This is a genomic window from Kitasatospora sp. NPDC097605, from assembly GCF_040302725.1.
GTDB lineage: Bacteria > Actinomycetota > Actinomycetes > Streptomycetales > Streptomycetaceae > Kitasatospora.
Genome location: NZ_JBEOSF010000054.1, coordinates 13,964 through 28,459, shown reverse-complemented (window position 1 = coordinate 28,459; position 14,496 = coordinate 13,964). Strand labels below are relative to the sequence as shown.

Sequence of the window (14,496 nt, the reverse complement as noted above, 5' to 3'; positions counted from 1 at the left end):
GGGCGAGCCGCGGCGTTCCTGAGCTGTTAAAAAGATCATCGAGTCCGTCAACCAGACCTCAGGCCCAGCTCGACCTAGAACGCCGCCAGAGTCGCACGCCGGGCGGAGTCATGGTCCGCGTCCTGCAACGTGTCCTCGCCCTGACTTGCGTGATCTGGCAGCAACGACCACACCGGCCAACCCGTCATGCGCTCGCTGACCGCCTACGACCACCAACCCTTCACATCAGTCATCTGGCGCGAAGCGCACGTCAAAACAGCGCGTTTGCCGACTCTCCGTGATGTGCCTGTGGGGCGCGCGCCGAGAATTTCGCGCCCCCAAGGTGCGGTCACCCCAGGGCGCGGGGGAGGGTGGTGCGGACCCATTGTTCGGGCTCGGACAGATGCGGAGCGTGACCGGCGTGGGGGTAGACGTGGCGGTCGGGCTTGGGGAGGGAGAGATCGATCAGGTCGAGGATCTCGCCGTACATGGGTTCGCTGTCGTCGCTCTGGGTGAGGAGGACGCGTTCGGTGAAGCGGTTGAGGGTGGTGAGGTCGAGGTCGAGGGCGTCCGGGTCGCGCAGTTCGTCGAGGTAGGTCGGCGCGTTGCGGATGTAGGTGTGGCGGACCGGCGCGGGCAGTTGTTCCCACGCCCCCGGGCCGAAGGCGATGGTGTCGACGTACCGCTCGGCCGCCGCGGCCGATTCGGCCTGTTCGAGGAGTTCGCGGACGGCGGAGATCCGTTCGGCGAAGGCGACGCCGAGGGGGCGCAGCTCCGGATCGGCGAGCAGGGTGCCGGTGGCGGGTGGTTCGTGGACGGCGACGCCGCGTAGCAGGTCGGGACGGGCGGCGGCCAGGCGGAGGGCGATCAGGCCGCCGTAGGAGTCGCCGCAGACGTAGGCCGGCGCGAGGCCCAGGCCGACGATCAGACCGGCGAGGTCTGCGGCGTCCTCGTACACGGACCCCTGGGTGAGCAGGTCCTCGCTGCGGCTGTGCCCGCGCCGGTCGTACGCGACGGCGGTGGTCTCCTCGGCGAGCCCCGGCAGGACGCGTGCCCAGCTGTCGGCGTCCGTCCACGACCCGTGCACCAGCACCAGGCCGGGCCCGGCGCCCCGGGTCTCGTAGTACAGCGACACCCCGTTCACCCTGATCTCGGCCATCGCGAGCCTCCCGACCTCGGCCGTGTACCGCCAGCGCCCCACCCACCAGCGTGACACACCCCCGTCACCCCGGTCGGATGAGCGGATCGGAGCCCATCGAGGCGGTTTCACCGAGGGTGACGGGGCCGGGCTCGCCGAGCATCACCCGGACCCAGACCCGCTTGCCGGTCCCCCGGCGGACGATCACTCCGAAGTCGAGGGCGAGTTGGCGGACCAGGTCGATGCCGCGCCCGCCTTCGTTGAAGCGGCGCGGCCGGCGCTCCCGGAGCGGGAGGTCGTGCCGGGGGTCCCAGACTTCGAGCCGGCAGTCCCCCTCGAACTCCTGGAGGTAGAGCCGGACTTCGCCGTGCCCCTGGCAGGCGTGGACGACGGCGTTGGTGACCAGCTCGGAGGCGATGAGGACGAGGTCGTCGACCCGGTCCCCGCTCCAGCCCCAGGCGGTGAGCTGGTCACGGATGTGGCGGCGAGCGGTCCGCACCGAGGTGCCGTGCTCGGTGAGGGAGGTCTCCCAGGTGCGGAGGACGGGCCGGTGGAAGGTGGACATGGCGAGGCCCCTTCAGGAGCGTGTCCGTTCGGTCACGTTGAGTGTGGGCCAAGGGAAATCGAATTTGCAAGCCGAACTGAGCAAGAAGAAAATAAATTAGTTGATCATGGATCCAGCTTGAGCCTCCTCCCCTCGCTGGAGAGACTGGTCGCGAACACCCAGAGGGAGGGACGGCTGTTGGCCATGGACAGGTCCACGCTCCGAAGGATCCGACTCGGGGAGGAGTTGCGCGCCTGGAGAGTGGAGAACAACAAGACCCAGATCGACATGACACAGGGTCTGAAGGGCTGGAACCCTGGCCGCTTGAGCAGAGTCGAGCACGGCAAGGTGCCGGTCAGCGCGACCGACCTCACCCGACTGCTCGATCACTGCGGCATCGCCGGAACGGATCGCGCGGAGATCGAGAACCTCATCGGCGACGGCCCCGACCGAAACTGGTGGCAGGACCACGAGTTCGCCGACACGATCAGCGCCGCGTTCGGCGAGTTCCTCGGCCTTGAGGCCGCCGCCACGGAGATGCTCGACTACTACCACTCCGCGTTCCCAGGGCTTCTCCAAACTCCGGACTACGCGCGGGAGATGATCTCAGCCGGACTGGACGGTCTCAGTGAGGATCAGAATGAGGCCGCCGCCGAGATTCGGATACTGCGCCAGCGGCGACTGACCGAGGACCCCCGCCTCAATCTGGAGGTCTACTTCGGAGAGGTCGCGCTTCTGGTGGCCGGCGACATGGATGTGCTCGCCGAGCAGATCCGCCATGTCATCAAGGTGTCGGAGTACCCCAACGTGACAGCCCGCATGGTGCCGTTGAGCGCGGGGAGACCGGGCATCCTGGTGTCCGGGCTGACACTTCTGCGCTTCCCCGATGAGCCGGACGGTGGCTTCGTCTTCACCGAGGCCGTCGGCGGTATGCTCCCGCGTAGATCGGGACGAGATGTTCGACGAGCCGAGCGGGCTTTCAGCCGCTTGAAGCGGTTCGCTCTGTCGCCAGGCGACACCATCACTGCCCTTGAGCGCAAGTTGGAAGAGATCACGTGAGCGAGAAGCGCAACCCCTACGACCACAGCCCCGCCGAAGCCACGTGGGTCAAGTCCCCATTCTCCGGAGAGAGCAACGGCAACTGCGTGATCATCGCCCGCTTTCCCAACGGGGACGTCTGGCTCGGCGACGACAAGGACCCCAACCGGCCCCACCTCGCCTTCGACCACGCCGAGTGGGCCGCCTTCGTCAAGGCCATCGAGTCCCACTCCCCCAACTTCACCGCCTGACCGGGGAGTGGGAAGTCGGACCCGCCGACTTCCCACTCCACCGGCTCCAACCGCAGTCGCTCCGCCGTAGAGGCCTCCAGCGAGCGCCGTCGGCCCGCCATGTCCGGGAAAGTCCCGCAAGTGGTGGAAGCCGCCACCGAGGAGGCGGGATCATGGCCCCGGGGCAAGTGATTGACGGAGGATCACATCATGATCGAATCGGCGGAGCCGGACGGCGTCGAGCAGCAGATCGTCGTCAACAAGGTCACCCACTCGACCGTGCACGGCGATCTGATCCAGGCCGGCACGTACGTCCGCCAGGACGCCCCGCCGCCCGAACCCCAGTGGCCGGTCCTGGTCGGCGCCCTCCCCGTTCTCGCGAGCGCCTTCCAACCCCGGGCCGCCGTCCGGACGAGGATCGACGAGGCGCGGGCCGGGCACGAGACGGTGGTGCTCACCCAGGTCCTCGCCGGGGGCGGCGGGGTGGGCAAGAGCCAGCTGGCCGCCGACTACGCCCACCGGGCGCTGCGCCCCGACGGGGGTGTTGACGTCGTGGTCTGGGCGCCGGCCGCCGACCCGGTCGCGGTGCTCGCCACGTACGCGGAGGCGGCCCTCGCGGTCCAGGTGCCCGGGGCCGTCGACGCGCCGGCCGAGGTCGAGCCGAACGCCCGGCGCTTCCTCAACTGGCTGCGCAGCACCGACCGCGGCTGGCTGGTCGTGCTCGACGACGTCACCGACTTCACCGCCACCGGCCCGCTGTGGCCGGGGAGTTCCCGGCAGGGCAACGGCCGGGTGCTCGCCACCACCCGCCAGCGCGGCGCGCACGCCTCCGGCGGCGGCCGGGCGCTCGTCCCGGTGGACGTCTACAGCGTGGAGGAGTCGGCCGGCTACCTGCGCGACCGCCTCACCTCGGCCGGCTTCCCGTACCTGCTCGACGAGCGGGCCGGAGAACTCGCCGAGGCGCTCGGGCGGCTCCCGCTCGCCCTCGCGCACGCCGCCGCGTTCATGGTCAACCAGCACCGGACCTGCGCCGACTACCTGGAACTGTTCCACGAGCGCAGCCGCACGCTGGACTCCGTGCTGCCGCCCGAGGCGGACACCGAGCTGTACGGCAGGCCGGTCGCCACCGCGCTGCTGATCTCGCTGGAGGCGGCGCAGCGGACCGAACCGAAGGGCCTGGCCGAGGCGGCGGTGCGGCTGGCGGCCCTGCTCGACCCGGCCGGTCACCCGCGCGCGCTGTGGACGACGGAGGCGGCCACCGACTACCTGGCCCGCCACCGCACCCCGGCCGAGTCGGAGGCCCCCGCCGAGCCGGCGGCCCCCGAGCCGCCCGCGAACGGCCGAACGGCGCGGCGCCGGCTCCCCCGGTTCCGGCGCCGGGGACCGTCCGCCGAGCCGTCCGACGAACCCCCCGCCCCACCGCCGGTCAGCGCCGACGAGGCGCTGACCGTGCTCGCCGTCCTGCACTCCTACAACCTGATCGCCAGCCGCCCGGCGGGTGACCCCGAGGTGCAGCCCTGGGCGGCACCGGCCCACCGGGAGGTCACCATCCACGCGCTGACCGCCCGCGCCGCCCGCGACACCAGCCCCGAACCGCAGCAGCACCAGGTCGCGGCGATCTGGGCGCTGAGCGAGCTGTGGCCGGAGGAGGAGCACACCGACCACCGGCTGAGCACCAGCCTGCGCACCAACACCGCCGTGCTGCAGGGCCACGTCGGCGACGCCATGCACCACTACCCCGGGTCCCTGCTGCGCGAGAAGGCCGGCATCAGCCTCCTCCACGCCGGACTCCACCAGGCCGCCGTCACGCACTGGAGCGAGGAGGTCGACACGTTGACGCGCGGCCTCGGCCCCGAGCACCCGCGGGCCCTCACCGCCCGGGCGAACCTGGCCGCCGCCTACCGGGAGGCCGGCCGGTCGACGGAGGCCGCCGCGCTGCTGAAGCAGGTCGCGGTGGCGCACGAGGAACTGCACGGCGCGGACCACCCCGGGACCCTGACCGTGCTCGCCGGCCTCGCCATGTCCTACAGCCGCGCCGGCCTGGACGGCGACGCGATCGCGCTCAAGGAACGGGTGCTGGCCGCCCGTGAGCGGGTCCTCGGCCCGCTCCACCCGGACACCGTGTCCTCCCGCTCCGACCTCGCCGTCTCCTACAGCCACGCGGGCCGCACCGATGAGGCCCTGGCGCTGGAGCAGCGGGTCGTCGGCGAACTGCGCGGCCACGGCACCGACCACCCGAACGCGCTGACCGCGCGCGCCAACCTCGCCGGCTCCTACCGGCAGGCCGGGCGGCTGGCCGAGGCGATCGCGATCCAGGAGGAGATCCTGGCCGGCCGCGAGCGCGCGCTGGGGCCGGAGCATGCCGAGACGCACCACTCCCGGGTCGAACTCGGACTGTCCTACTGTGAGGCCGGCCGCGCCGAGGAGGGGATCCCCCTGGTGGAGCGGGGCTCGGCCGGCCTGGAGCAGGTGCTGGGCGCCGACCACCCCGAGGCGCTGGGCGCGCGGGGCGACCTTGCCGTCGCCTACCGGCGCAGCGGCCGCAACGAGGAGGCGGCCGAGCTGGGCGAGTCCGTGCTGCAGGGGCGGTCGCGGGTGCTCGGCCGCGAGCACCCGGACACGCTGCTGTCGGCCGCCAATCTGATCAACGCCTACGCCGAGTCGGGCCGCACGGAAGAGGCCCTCGAACTCGCCGAGGTGCTGCACCCCCGGCAGGAACGGGTCTTCGGGCCGCACTCCGAGCCCGCGCTGATCGGACGGGACGCCATCGCCGTCCTGCGGATCCGGCGCGGTCTGGCGTTCCTGGCCCGGGATCCGGCCCGGGCCGGCCTGGACGCGATGGCGGCGATCGCGGCCGTCGGCCCGCACGTCCGGCACCGGCTGCCCACCTACGACGACCTCCTGGAGGCGGCCCACGGCCTCGCCGCCCGGGCCGCCGAACGGGCGACCGAGCACGCAGCCGAACAGGCCGGACGGGCAGCCGGTCAGGCGACCGAAGCGGCCGACGAGCGCCGCGCGGACGGCGGCCCGGCCTGAGAAGTCGGACCCGCCGACTTCCCACTCCGGCACGCCCACCGGCCGTAACCTGCCCACCGGAGGGTCGTTGCGCCGGGTGTGAAGACGACCCCCACCCTCGCCCTGCTCGCGACCGCCCTGTTCAGCACCGGTCTCGCGGGTACCGCCAACGCCATCACCCCGATCCCCGCCGCGCCCGTGGCCAGCCTCCGGCTCACGGTGGCGCACGGGCCGAACCCGGGCTCCGGCATGCCGCACGTCGTCACCCTCGACTGCCCGCCGGACAGCGTCACCACCCACCCCGACCCGTTCACCGCCTGCCGGCTGCTCGACTCCGTCAACGGCGACCTCGCCCAGCTGAACGTCGACCCCGGCGTCTGCAACGACCTGTACGACCCGTACACGGTGACCGCCACCGGCGTGTACCGGGGCCGGCAGCTCGCCTTCCAGCAGACCTACGGCAACCACTGCGTCCTGCTGCGCACCACCGGCGCGTTCTTCGACTTCTGACCGACCCCGCCGACGGCCGGGGAGCGCCGCCTGCCATGCTCTCCTCGGCCGTTCATCGTACGAACGAGGGGGGAACGCGCATGGAGACCGGGGAGACCGGGGCGCTCCTGGAGAAGCGCGGGGTTCGGGCGTGGCGACGGGCCCAGCGGTCGCGGCTCCGGGGTGTGCACGCGCTGGGGCTGCTCGCGCTCGTCGCGTGGTTGTGGGCGGTCGGGCTGGCCTTCCTGCCGGTCTCGCACGAGTACCGCAACGGCGAAACGTTGCACTGCGGCTCGCCGGTGTTCTACGAGACCGTCGGCAGCCAGAACGACCGAAGCTGTGACAACCTGACGGACAGCCGGATGCGCGACGCGGTCGGCGTCGGGCTGGCGACGGTGCCGCTCTCGGTGGTCTGGCTCTGGCGGGCGGTCGGCATCCGCCTCCAGCGCATGGACGACCGCCCCTGAACCGCCCCTGAACCGCCCGACTCAGACGCCGGCCAGCCGCTCCCGCGCGGCGGCGGCCTGTCGTTGCCCCGCCCGGAACGCGGGCACCCAGGCCGACAGGTCCGTCGGGTCCGTACCGAGTGCCGCCGCCGAGGCCGCGTCGGGGAACAGCGACACCACCGCGGCCGGGCCGTCCTGGCCGGAGGCCTGACGCGCCATCGGCTCCACGAGGATCACCGTCCGCGCACCGGCCGCGAGGTCCGCGTTGCTGCCCGCCCGCAGCGCGCCGTCGATGTAGTGCCGCCCGCCGAACGGGACGGGGGGCGCGGCGCCGGGGAAGGCGCTGGACGCCGCGACGGCGGCGGCCAGCGGGATGCCGCTGTCGTGGTCCCAGACCACCGGCTCGCCGCTTTCCGCCTGCACGGCGGGGATGAGCAGCCGGCTCCCGGCCGCCGGCCAGGTGTCCGTGCCGATCAGCCGTCGGCGCGTCGCGACCAGGGCCTGCCCGGCGTCCGGAGCGGCCGCGTCGAGCGCGATCCGCCCGACCCGCCGGCGAGCCTCCTCCGGCGGCAGGGCGGCGCCGAGGACCGTGAAGACCTCACCCATGAGCCGCGGGTCGGCCTGCGGGGGCCGGGGACCGTCGCCGCCGCTCGCCGCCGGGTCGGCGAAGTGCGCGAGGTCCTGACCGCTGGTCAGCGCGGCGCCCACGATCGCGCCGGCCGAGGTGCCGACGACCAGATCGACCGCGGCCAGGTCGATGCCCAGGCCACGCAGGCCGTGGGCGAGGCCAGCCATCCAGGCGGTGCCGACGGCACCGCCCGGGCCGAGCACCAGCGCGCTGACCGGTGACCGCATCGTTCCCCCGTCCGTCACTGTGGTGATCACCCCCAGCCAACCCCGCGAACGATCACCGGTCAACCGCCGAGGCCACGGCCGGTGAACGGGAGGCCCGGCGGTAGTCGGTGGGGGTCACGCCGACCCGGGCGGTGCAGTGGCGGCGCAGGTCGGCAGCGCAGGTTGGCGCTGCCCAGGCCAAGGCGCAAGGCTGTCGTCGTCGGCGACGGGCACCACGAGGTCGACGAACCGGGCCTGCCCGCGCCTTCGGACGGCCGCGTGCGCCGAGCGCGCGCGACCGCACCGACTGTCAGTGCGATCCCCTGACCTGCGCTCATGACCATACCGATCCGACGCTCCGTCGGAGGGCCGCCGGCCCGGGGCCACGATGACCGGTCCGGGCTGATGATGAGCCACGGGTCGGGGACCGCCTTCCGGCGGACAACGGTCCGATGTGGAAGGACGCCTTCATGCGGAACGACATCGGGTCATCCTTCGAGTAGCCCTGCCCTCGGCCGGGCCGATCCGAAGGATGATCCGACGATGGCCCCGTCCCGCTAGTCCCCGTCGACGCCGCCGCCGCTCACCTCGCGGCGCTGGGACTTCTGGTAGCTGCGCAGGACGCGGCCGGCGCCGATGGTGGCGGCGGCCACGGCGCGGGTCCAGCGGGGGCCTCCGCGGTCGGCCCAGACCACGCAGACACAGCCTCCGACGACAAGTACCAGGATGCCGACCAGCAGCACACCGATCATGGCGACCCCTCCGTTCTCCGTTCTCGTACGGTTGCAGTGATGCTCCCAGCCGCGGCGCCGGTTCCGCCGCTCTGGCGGGCCGGTCCGGCGTTTCGTACGGTACGCACGGGACGAATCGATGCGAACGGGAAGGCGGCGCGGCATGGGGCGACAGCTCGGCTACGACGACATCAAGGCGGCCGCGGAGCGCATCGCGGGGCACGTGCGGCCCGTGGCACTCGCGCCGGGCGGGGACGGCGACGGGCCGTGGCTGGCGCTGGAGTACCTGCAGCACACCGGCTCGTTCAAGGCGCGCGGTGCGCAGAACTTCCTCCAGGCCCACCGGGAGGCCGGGTCGCTGCCGGACGCCGGGGTGACCATCGCCTCCGGGGGCAACGCCGGGCTGGCCTGCGCGTGGGCGGCGCGGCAGCAGGGCGTGCGGGCCACCGTGTTCCTGCCCGCCAACGCCCCGGAGGTGAAGGTCGCCCGGCTGCGCTCGTACGGGGCGGACGTCCGGCTGGTCGGCACGGAGTACGCCGAGGCGCTGGCCGCCTGCGAGGAGTTCGCCGCGGCCGGCGGCGCGCTGGCGAGCCACGCCTACGACCACCCGCTGATCGCGGCGGGCGCGGGCACCCTGCTGGAGGAGGTCCACGAGCGGCTGCCGGGCCTGGACACCGTCCTGGTCGCGGTCGGCGGCGGCGGGCTGTTCGCGGGGGTGGCCGCGGCCGCCCGCGAGCACGGCGTCCGGGTGGTGGCGGTCGAGCCGGAGGGGTCGCGCGCGCTGCACGCCGCCCTCGCGGCGGGCGGGCCGGTGGACGTCACGGTCGACTCGGTGGCCGCCGACTCCCTCGGCGCCCGCCGCGCGACCGCGCTGGCCGTGGAGGCGGCGCGCCACGACGGCGTCCGCTCCGTCCTCGTTCCGGACGCGGCGATCGTCCGGGCCCGGCGGGCGCTCTGGGAGGAGCGCCGGATCGCGGTGGAGCACGGCGCCGCCACCGCCCTCGCCGCCCTACTCACCGGGGAACACGACGACTTCGGCTACCGCCCCGCCGACGGCGAGCGGCTCTGCGTCGTCCTGTGCGGCGCCAACACCGACCCGGCCACCCTCACCGCCCCGGCCGCGCTCTGACCGAAGGACCTCACCACCGCCCCCGGCCAACTCCCCGATCATTCCCCGCCGCTGGGGGTCCCGGGCGCCCACCGGTCCAGTAGCGTGAGGACCATGGACGCCGGATTGATCTGGACGGCCGGGGGAACAGTCGCCGGATCCGTCGCGTTGGGGGTCGCCAGCTGGCAGCTTCGGCTGCAGATCCGCCAGCACCGTGCCCGCACGGCGTCGCCGCCGACGGACCCGCCCGCACTGCCCACCCCGGCCGCCCCGACCACCTCCGCCGACCCGGCCACCGGGCGGCCGCCGGGCCGGGGGACGGTCGAGCCCGCGTCCGTGATCGCCCCGGTGCGCGGCCTTCCCGCCGAACTCCGGGGCCGACACGACCAGTTGAGCGAACTCCTCGCCCTGGCCGACCGCTCCACCGGCCACGCCGTCGTCCTGGCGGGCCTGGGCGGGATCGGCAAGTCCACCCTCGCCGCCGCCCTCGCCGAGCGGGTCCGCACCGACTCCCGCCGGCACGTCTGGTGGGTGTCCGCGGCCGAGGAGGGCAGCCTGCTCGGCGGCATGCTGGCCGTCGCCCGCGCGCTCGGCTCGCCGGTGGCCGAACAGGAGGCCATCGCCTCCGGCACGCCCCAGGCGCCGGACGTCCTGTGGGCCGTGCTCGAACGGGAGAAGGGCCGCTGGCTGCTGGTCATCGACAACGCCGACGCCCCGCAGGCCCTCGCCGCCCCGGGCGCCCCGCCCGGGGCGGTGGGCGTGGCCGACGGGACGGGCTGGCTGCGGGTCCCCCGCTCCGGCCTCGTCGTGGTGACCACCCGTCACGCGGACCCCGCCACCTGGGGCCGGGGCGTCCTCTTCCGCCGGCTGGAGCGCCTCGGCGCGGACGACGCCGGCCGGATCCTGCGCGACCTCGCGCCCGAGGGCGGCAGCGAGGCGGAGGCCGCCGCGCTGGGCGAACGGCTCGGCGGCCTCCCGCTCGCCCTGCACCTCGCCGGAAGCTACCTCGGCTCCGACTTCGCGCTCACCCGGCGGTTCGCCGACTACCGGCAGGCGCTCGACGGATCGCCGCGGACGGTGGACCTGCTGGCACCCGATCCGGAGCTGGGCGGCGACGCCCGGTCCACCCTCATGTACACCTGGGAGACCTCCCTCGACGCGCTCGCCCGCTACGGCGTCCCCCAGGCCCGGACCCTGCTGCGGCTGCTCTCCTGCCTCGGCGCGGCGACCCCGATCCCGGACGGCCTGCTCGACGTCGAGCTGCTCGCGCCGCTGCTGCCGCCGACCGCGACCGCGCGCACCGACCGGGTGATCTGGCTCGAACAGGGCATGCGCGGCCTGCTGAGGCTGGGCCTGGTGAGCCGGCTCGCCTCCCCGCCGCCGGGCGCCGGCCGCGCGCTGATCCTGCATCCGGTGGTCGCCGACGTCGGCCGCGCCCATCTGGAGACCGAACGGATGGAGGCCGACCCGCTGGAGACCGACCCGCTGGAGTCCGGCCGGCCGGAGACCGACCGCCTGGAGACCGACCGTCTGGAGACCGAGCGGCGCGCGGACGGCGTCACGGCGGGGACGATCACGGACACCGCCGTCGTCGTGGTCACCGAGGCGCTGGCCCGCCTGCGTCCGGACCGGCCCGCCGACTGGCCGGCGTTCCGCCTGCTCACACCGCACTTCCGGGCGCTGCTGAACACCGCGGCGCCGGTGCTGGACGTGGACGGCCTGCGGCGGACGGCGCGCGGCGCGAGCGTCCTCGGGGAGTTCTCCGAATGGAGCGGCCCGGCCGCGTTGGGCGAGGAGGTGTGCGCCGCGACCCTCGCCGCGGTGCGCGGGCTCCCGCCCGAGGACCGCGAAGTCCTCCAGGTCAGGTACTGGCTGTGCCGCGCCTACGGCCTCCAGGGCCGCTGGCAGGAGGCGGAGGCCGGACTGCGCCTCCTGCACGCCGACCAGACGGCGCACCTGGGCGCCCTGGCGCGCGAGACGCTCCGGACCGAGGGCGAACTCGCCAGGGTGATCTCCGACCTGGGCCGCTACGGCGAGGTCAGGACGACGCTCGAAGCCCTGCTGGCGACGCAGCGCGAGCACCTGGGCGAGCGGGATCCGGACACGCTGGGCACCTACCACGCGATCGGCCGGGTGGTCGCCCGCGAACGGCACTGGGCGGAGGCCGAGGCGCTGTTCCGGACCGCCCGCGACGGGCGGGCCGCGGTGTTCGGGCCCGATCACCCGGTCACCCTGGCCAGCCGCAACCGGCTCGCCTGGACGGTCGGCCAGCAGGGCCGGCCGGCGGAGGCGGACGCCGAACTGCGCACGCTCCTGCGGCTCCGCCGCGAGCTGTTCGGGGAGGAGCACCACGACACCCTGGCCACCCGGGAGCGGCTGGCCTGGGTCACGGCGCTCCAGGGCCGGCTCGCGGAGGCCGAACGGGAACTCGCCCACATCGTCGCCGCCCGCGCCCGGCTGCTCGGCCCGGACTACCCCAGCACCCTCAGCAGCACCGTGCTGCTCGCCCAGGTCCTCGCCCGCCAAGGCCGCCGCGGGGAGGCCGCGGCGGTGCTGTCCGGTCTCCACCAGCGCCAGCTGCGCCTCTTCGGCGCCGAGCACCCCCACACCCGCGAGACGCGGGAGCTCCTCGACGGGCTGCGGGCACGCTAGGTCCTTCTGCTCATCCGGAGCCCGCGCTTCTCCTGTCGGACACACCAGGGGCGCGCTAAATTCGCGTCCATGACAACCGACAGTGCGGACAATCACACACGCCGGGGCCTGTCCTAGGCAACCGCTAGCGTGTCACCCGTCCCGCCCCGTTCCGTCCCGACCGGAGGTCGCCCGTGGCCCGGCTCTTCGTCCGCAGCGGCATCAACCCCGACGATCCGGACGCGCCCGTGGTGGCGCTGCTGGTCGACCCGGACGGCTCGCCCGGGGAGCGCGCCGTCGCGAAGCTGGGCTGGTACGGCCACGAGGGGGACGGCGCGTTCTACCTGCTGCCCACCGACGGGTGGGCGGAGCACGCCCTCGACGGCGACCGGCTGACCGTCGCGGTGGCGGCGTACCCGTTCACGCTGACGCAGATCGGCGCCGACCCGGACGCCTTCCCGGAGCGCTCGCCCGCGGTTCCCGAGGCCGCGCTGGTGCTGCGCGCGGACGCGGCGGTCGACCCGGAGCTGTACGCCCGGGCCGACGCCGCGACCGCCGTGTTCAATGCCGGCCCGGGGCTCGCGCTGGACGAGGTGCTGGCCGGCGAGGACGCGTGGCCGGTCGTCCTCGCCCCGCCGCCCGCCGAGGCCTGAGAGGCGGGAGGGGGACCCGAGGGTCAGGCCCCGCTGCGGCGCAGCATCTCCTCCCGCTCCACCACCTTGACCCGCTCGCGCCCCTCCGCCGCGCCCAGCGCGCGCTCGTGGGCGTCGAGTTCGTACCAGCCCTGCCAGGTGGTGAACCGCACCCCGCGCTCCGTCAGGTGCGCGACGACCGCCTCCGGCTCGGGCTCGACGGCGCCGGGCAGGCGGCCCTCGGTGTGGTCGGCGAGCAGGCAGGCGACGGTCTCGTTGGCGTCGCCCTTGGTGTGGCCGATCAGGCCGACCGGCCCGCGCTTGATCCAGCCGGTCACGTACACGGCGTCCTGGTGCGAGCCGTCGGCGGCGAGCACCCGCCCGGCCGCGTTCGGGACGGTGCCGGAGACCGGGTCGAACGGCAGCTTGGGCAGCTCGTCGGAGTAGTAGCCGATCGCACGGTAGACGGACTGCACGTCCCAGTCGGTGAACCGCCCGGTGCCGCGCACATTGCCGGTGCCGTCGAGCTCGGTGCGCTCGGTGCGCAGCCCGACCACCCGGCCGTCCTCGCCCAGCACCTCCACCGGGGACTCGAAGAAGTGCAGGTAGAGCCGGTGCGGGCGGTCGCCGACATCGCGGATGGCCCAGTTCTCGATGGTCGAGGCGACCATGTCGACGTGCTTGGCGCCGCGCCGCTCGGCGATCGAGCCGTCGTCGTAGTCGATGTCCTCGGGGTTGACGATCACCTCGATGTTGGGCGAGTGGTCGAGCTCGCGCAGCTCCATCGGGCTGAACTTGGCCTGCGCCGGGCCGCGGCGGCCGAAGACGTGCACCTCCAGCGCCTTGTTGCGCTGCAGGCCCTCGTGGACGTTCGGCGGGATCTCGGTCGGCAGCAGCTCGTCGGCGGTCTTCGCGAGGATGCGGGCGACGTCCAGGGCGACGTTGCCGGCGCCGAGCACCGCGACCTTCCCGGCCTCCAGCGGCCAGGTCCGCGGCACGTCCGGGTGGCCGTCGTACCAGGAGACGAAGTCGGCGGCGCCGTACGAGCCGTCGAGCCCGACGCCGGGGATGTCGAGCGCGCGGTCGGCCATCGCGCCGGTGGAGAAGACCACGGCGTCGTAGAACCGGTGGAGGTCGTCCAGGGTGAGGTCGGAGGGGTAGTCGACGTTGCCGAAGAGACGTATCTGCGGCTTGTCCAGCACCTGGTGGAGCGCCGTGATGATCCCCTTGATCCGCGGGTGGTCCGGCGCCACGCCGTACCGGATCAGCCCGAACGGCGCGGGCATCCGCTCGAAGAGGTCGATGGAGACCCCGGGCTGCTGGGCGGCGTCGGACTTCAGCAGGGCGTCGGCGGCGTAGATACCGGCGGGGCCGGCGCCGACGATCGCGACGCGGATCGGGCGGGTCATGGCGGAACGATCCTCCGAACGGGGACGAACGAAACGGGGCGGAGCAGGGCGGAACCCGCCGGACTCAGGTCGGACGGGCGAGGGTGACCCACTCCCACCCAATCGGGCCGGACCTCGCCACTGTAGGCGGTGCCGATCTATGACCCCATAGACCGAACCTATGACCGAACCGGGAACCCTGCCGACTCCCCTGTCGCGCACCAGGTCCGGGAGCCCCTCAGCCGTCCCAGCACCGCCGGATCGGTGAAGCCGACCGCGAGGACGGTGCGCAG

The 14,496-nt window shown here is 73.9% G+C and carries 13 protein-coding genes and 1 pseudogene; 9 read left to right on the top strand and 5 right to left on the bottom strand.

Translation table 11 applies throughout. The features are described 5' to 3' along the window. Nucleotides 1–25 precede the first annotated feature (25 nt). Nucleotides 26–213, top strand: a pseudogene (locus tag ABTX81_RS39755) (IS982 family transposase); the annotation flags it as partial. Between the two features lie 115 nt (nucleotides 214–328). Here ABTX81_RS39755 and ABTX81_RS36670 read toward each other — a convergent pair. Continuing rightward, nucleotides 329–1,138, bottom strand: a complete 810-nt coding sequence (locus ABTX81_RS36670; protein ID WP_350554733.1) for an alpha/beta fold hydrolase — start codon at nucleotides 1,136–1,138, stop codon at nucleotides 329–331. 64 nt (nucleotides 1,139–1,202) lie between these two features. Next, the gene (locus ABTX81_RS36665) at nucleotides 1,203–1,682 is read right to left on the bottom strand and encodes an ATP-binding protein (RefSeq protein WP_350554731.1); all 480 of its coding nucleotides are present in this window, start codon (nucleotides 1,680–1,682) and stop codon (nucleotides 1,203–1,205) included. 117 nt (nucleotides 1,683–1,799) lie between these two features. Here ABTX81_RS36665 and ABTX81_RS36660 point away from each other — a divergent pair, with 117 nt between their 5' ends. From ABTX81_RS36660 to ABTX81_RS36640, 5 genes are all read left to right on the top strand, one after another. Then, a complete protein-coding gene (locus tag ABTX81_RS36660) occupies nucleotides 1,800–2,720 on the top strand; it encodes a helix-turn-helix domain-containing protein (protein WP_350554729.1) in 921 nt (306 codons plus the stop codon). After that, a complete protein-coding gene (locus ABTX81_RS36655; RefSeq protein ID WP_350554727.1) occupies nucleotides 2,717–2,950 on the top strand; it encodes a DUF397 domain-containing protein in 234 nt (77 codons plus the stop codon). Before ABTX81_RS36660 ends, ABTX81_RS36655 begins: the two co-directional genes overlap by 4 nt. Nucleotides 2,951–3,139: 189 nt before the next feature. After that, entirely contained in the window at nucleotides 3,140–5,965 is a 2,826-nt protein-coding gene (locus ABTX81_RS36650) for a tetratricopeptide repeat protein (RefSeq protein ID WP_350554725.1), read from the top strand. Nucleotides 5,966–6,043: 78 nt separating this feature from the next. Then, nucleotides 6,044–6,454: an SSI family serine proteinase inhibitor gene (locus ABTX81_RS36645; RefSeq protein ID WP_350554723.1), complete on the top strand. Its 411-nt coding sequence runs from the start codon at nucleotides 6,044–6,046 to the stop codon at nucleotides 6,452–6,454. Nucleotides 6,455–6,534: 80 nt separating this feature from the next. Beyond that, a complete protein-coding gene (locus ABTX81_RS36640) occupies nucleotides 6,535–6,900 on the top strand; it encodes a hypothetical protein (RefSeq protein ID WP_350554721.1) in 366 nt (121 codons plus the stop codon). 21 nt (nucleotides 6,901–6,921) lie between these two features. Here the strand turns inward: ABTX81_RS36640 and ABTX81_RS36635 are convergent, their stop codons facing one another. Then, complete coding sequence (locus ABTX81_RS36635; protein WP_350554719.1) at nucleotides 6,922–7,734, bottom strand: patatin-like phospholipase family protein; 813 nt, start codon at nucleotides 7,732–7,734, stop codon at nucleotides 6,922–6,924. 536 nt (nucleotides 7,735–8,270) lie between these two features. Next, complete coding sequence (locus tag ABTX81_RS36630) at nucleotides 8,271–8,465, bottom strand: hypothetical protein (protein ID WP_350554717.1); 195 nt, start codon at nucleotides 8,463–8,465, stop codon at nucleotides 8,271–8,273. 142 nt (nucleotides 8,466–8,607) lie between these two features. Here ABTX81_RS36630 and ABTX81_RS36625 point away from each other — a divergent pair, with 142 nt between their 5' ends. The 3 genes from ABTX81_RS36625 to ABTX81_RS36615 all read left to right on the top strand — a co-directional run bounded on the left by ABTX81_RS36625 (nucleotide 8,608) and on the right by ABTX81_RS36615 (nucleotide 12,836). Next, complete coding sequence (locus ABTX81_RS36625; RefSeq protein WP_350554715.1) at nucleotides 8,608–9,573, top strand: threonine/serine dehydratase; 966 nt, start codon at nucleotides 8,608–8,610, stop codon at nucleotides 9,571–9,573. 93 nt (nucleotides 9,574–9,666) lie between these two features. After that, complete coding sequence (locus tag ABTX81_RS36620) at nucleotides 9,667–12,204, top strand: tetratricopeptide repeat protein (RefSeq protein WP_350554713.1); 2,538 nt, start codon at nucleotides 9,667–9,669, stop codon at nucleotides 12,202–12,204. 173 nt (nucleotides 12,205–12,377) lie between these two features. Further along, on the top strand, nucleotides 12,378–12,836 hold the full coding sequence (locus ABTX81_RS36615) for a hypothetical protein (RefSeq protein ID WP_350554711.1): 459 nt from the start codon (nucleotides 12,378–12,380) through the stop codon (nucleotides 12,834–12,836). A gap of 23 nt (nucleotides 12,837–12,859) precedes the next feature. On the opposite strand, the gene ABTX81_RS36610 is transcribed toward ABTX81_RS36615, so the two are convergent. After that, nucleotides 12,860–14,224: an FAD-dependent oxidoreductase gene (locus tag ABTX81_RS36610; RefSeq protein WP_350554709.1), complete on the bottom strand. Its 1,365-nt coding sequence runs from the start codon at nucleotides 14,222–14,224 to the stop codon at nucleotides 12,860–12,862. Nucleotides 14,225–14,496: the final 272 nt, after the last annotated feature.

Bases quoted from the DNA above. Each gene is read 5' to 3' on its own strand.
- ABTX81_RS36635 (WP_350554719.1), bottom strand. From the start codon at position 7,734: ATGCGGTCACCGGTCAGCGCGCTGGTGCTCGGCCCGGGCGGTGCCGTC.
- ABTX81_RS36670 (WP_350554733.1), bottom strand. From the start codon at position 1,138: ATGGCCGAGATCAGGGTGAACGGGGTGTCGCTGTACTACGAGACCCGG.
- ABTX81_RS36630 (WP_350554717.1), bottom strand. From the start codon at position 8,465: ATGATCGGTGTGCTGCTGGTCGGCATCCTGGTACTTGTCGTCGGAGGC.
- ABTX81_RS36640 (WP_350554721.1), top strand. From the start codon at position 6,535: ATGGAGACCGGGGAGACCGGGGCGCTCCTGGAGAAGCGCGGGGTTCGG.
- ABTX81_RS36610 (WP_350554709.1), bottom strand. From the start codon at position 14,224: ATGACCCGCCCGATCCGCGTCGCGATCGTCGGCGCCGGCCCCGCCGGT.
- ABTX81_RS36650 (WP_350554725.1), top strand. From the start codon at position 3,140: ATGATCGAATCGGCGGAGCCGGACGGCGTCGAGCAGCAGATCGTCGTC.
- ABTX81_RS36625 (WP_350554715.1), top strand. From the start codon at position 8,608: ATGGGGCGACAGCTCGGCTACGACGACATCAAGGCGGCCGCGGAGCGC.
- ABTX81_RS36620 (WP_350554713.1), top strand. From the start codon at position 9,667: ATGGACGCCGGATTGATCTGGACGGCCGGGGGAACAGTCGCCGGATCC.
- ABTX81_RS36665 (WP_350554731.1), bottom strand. From the start codon at position 1,682: ATGTCCACCTTCCACCGGCCCGTCCTCCGCACCTGGGAGACCTCCCTC.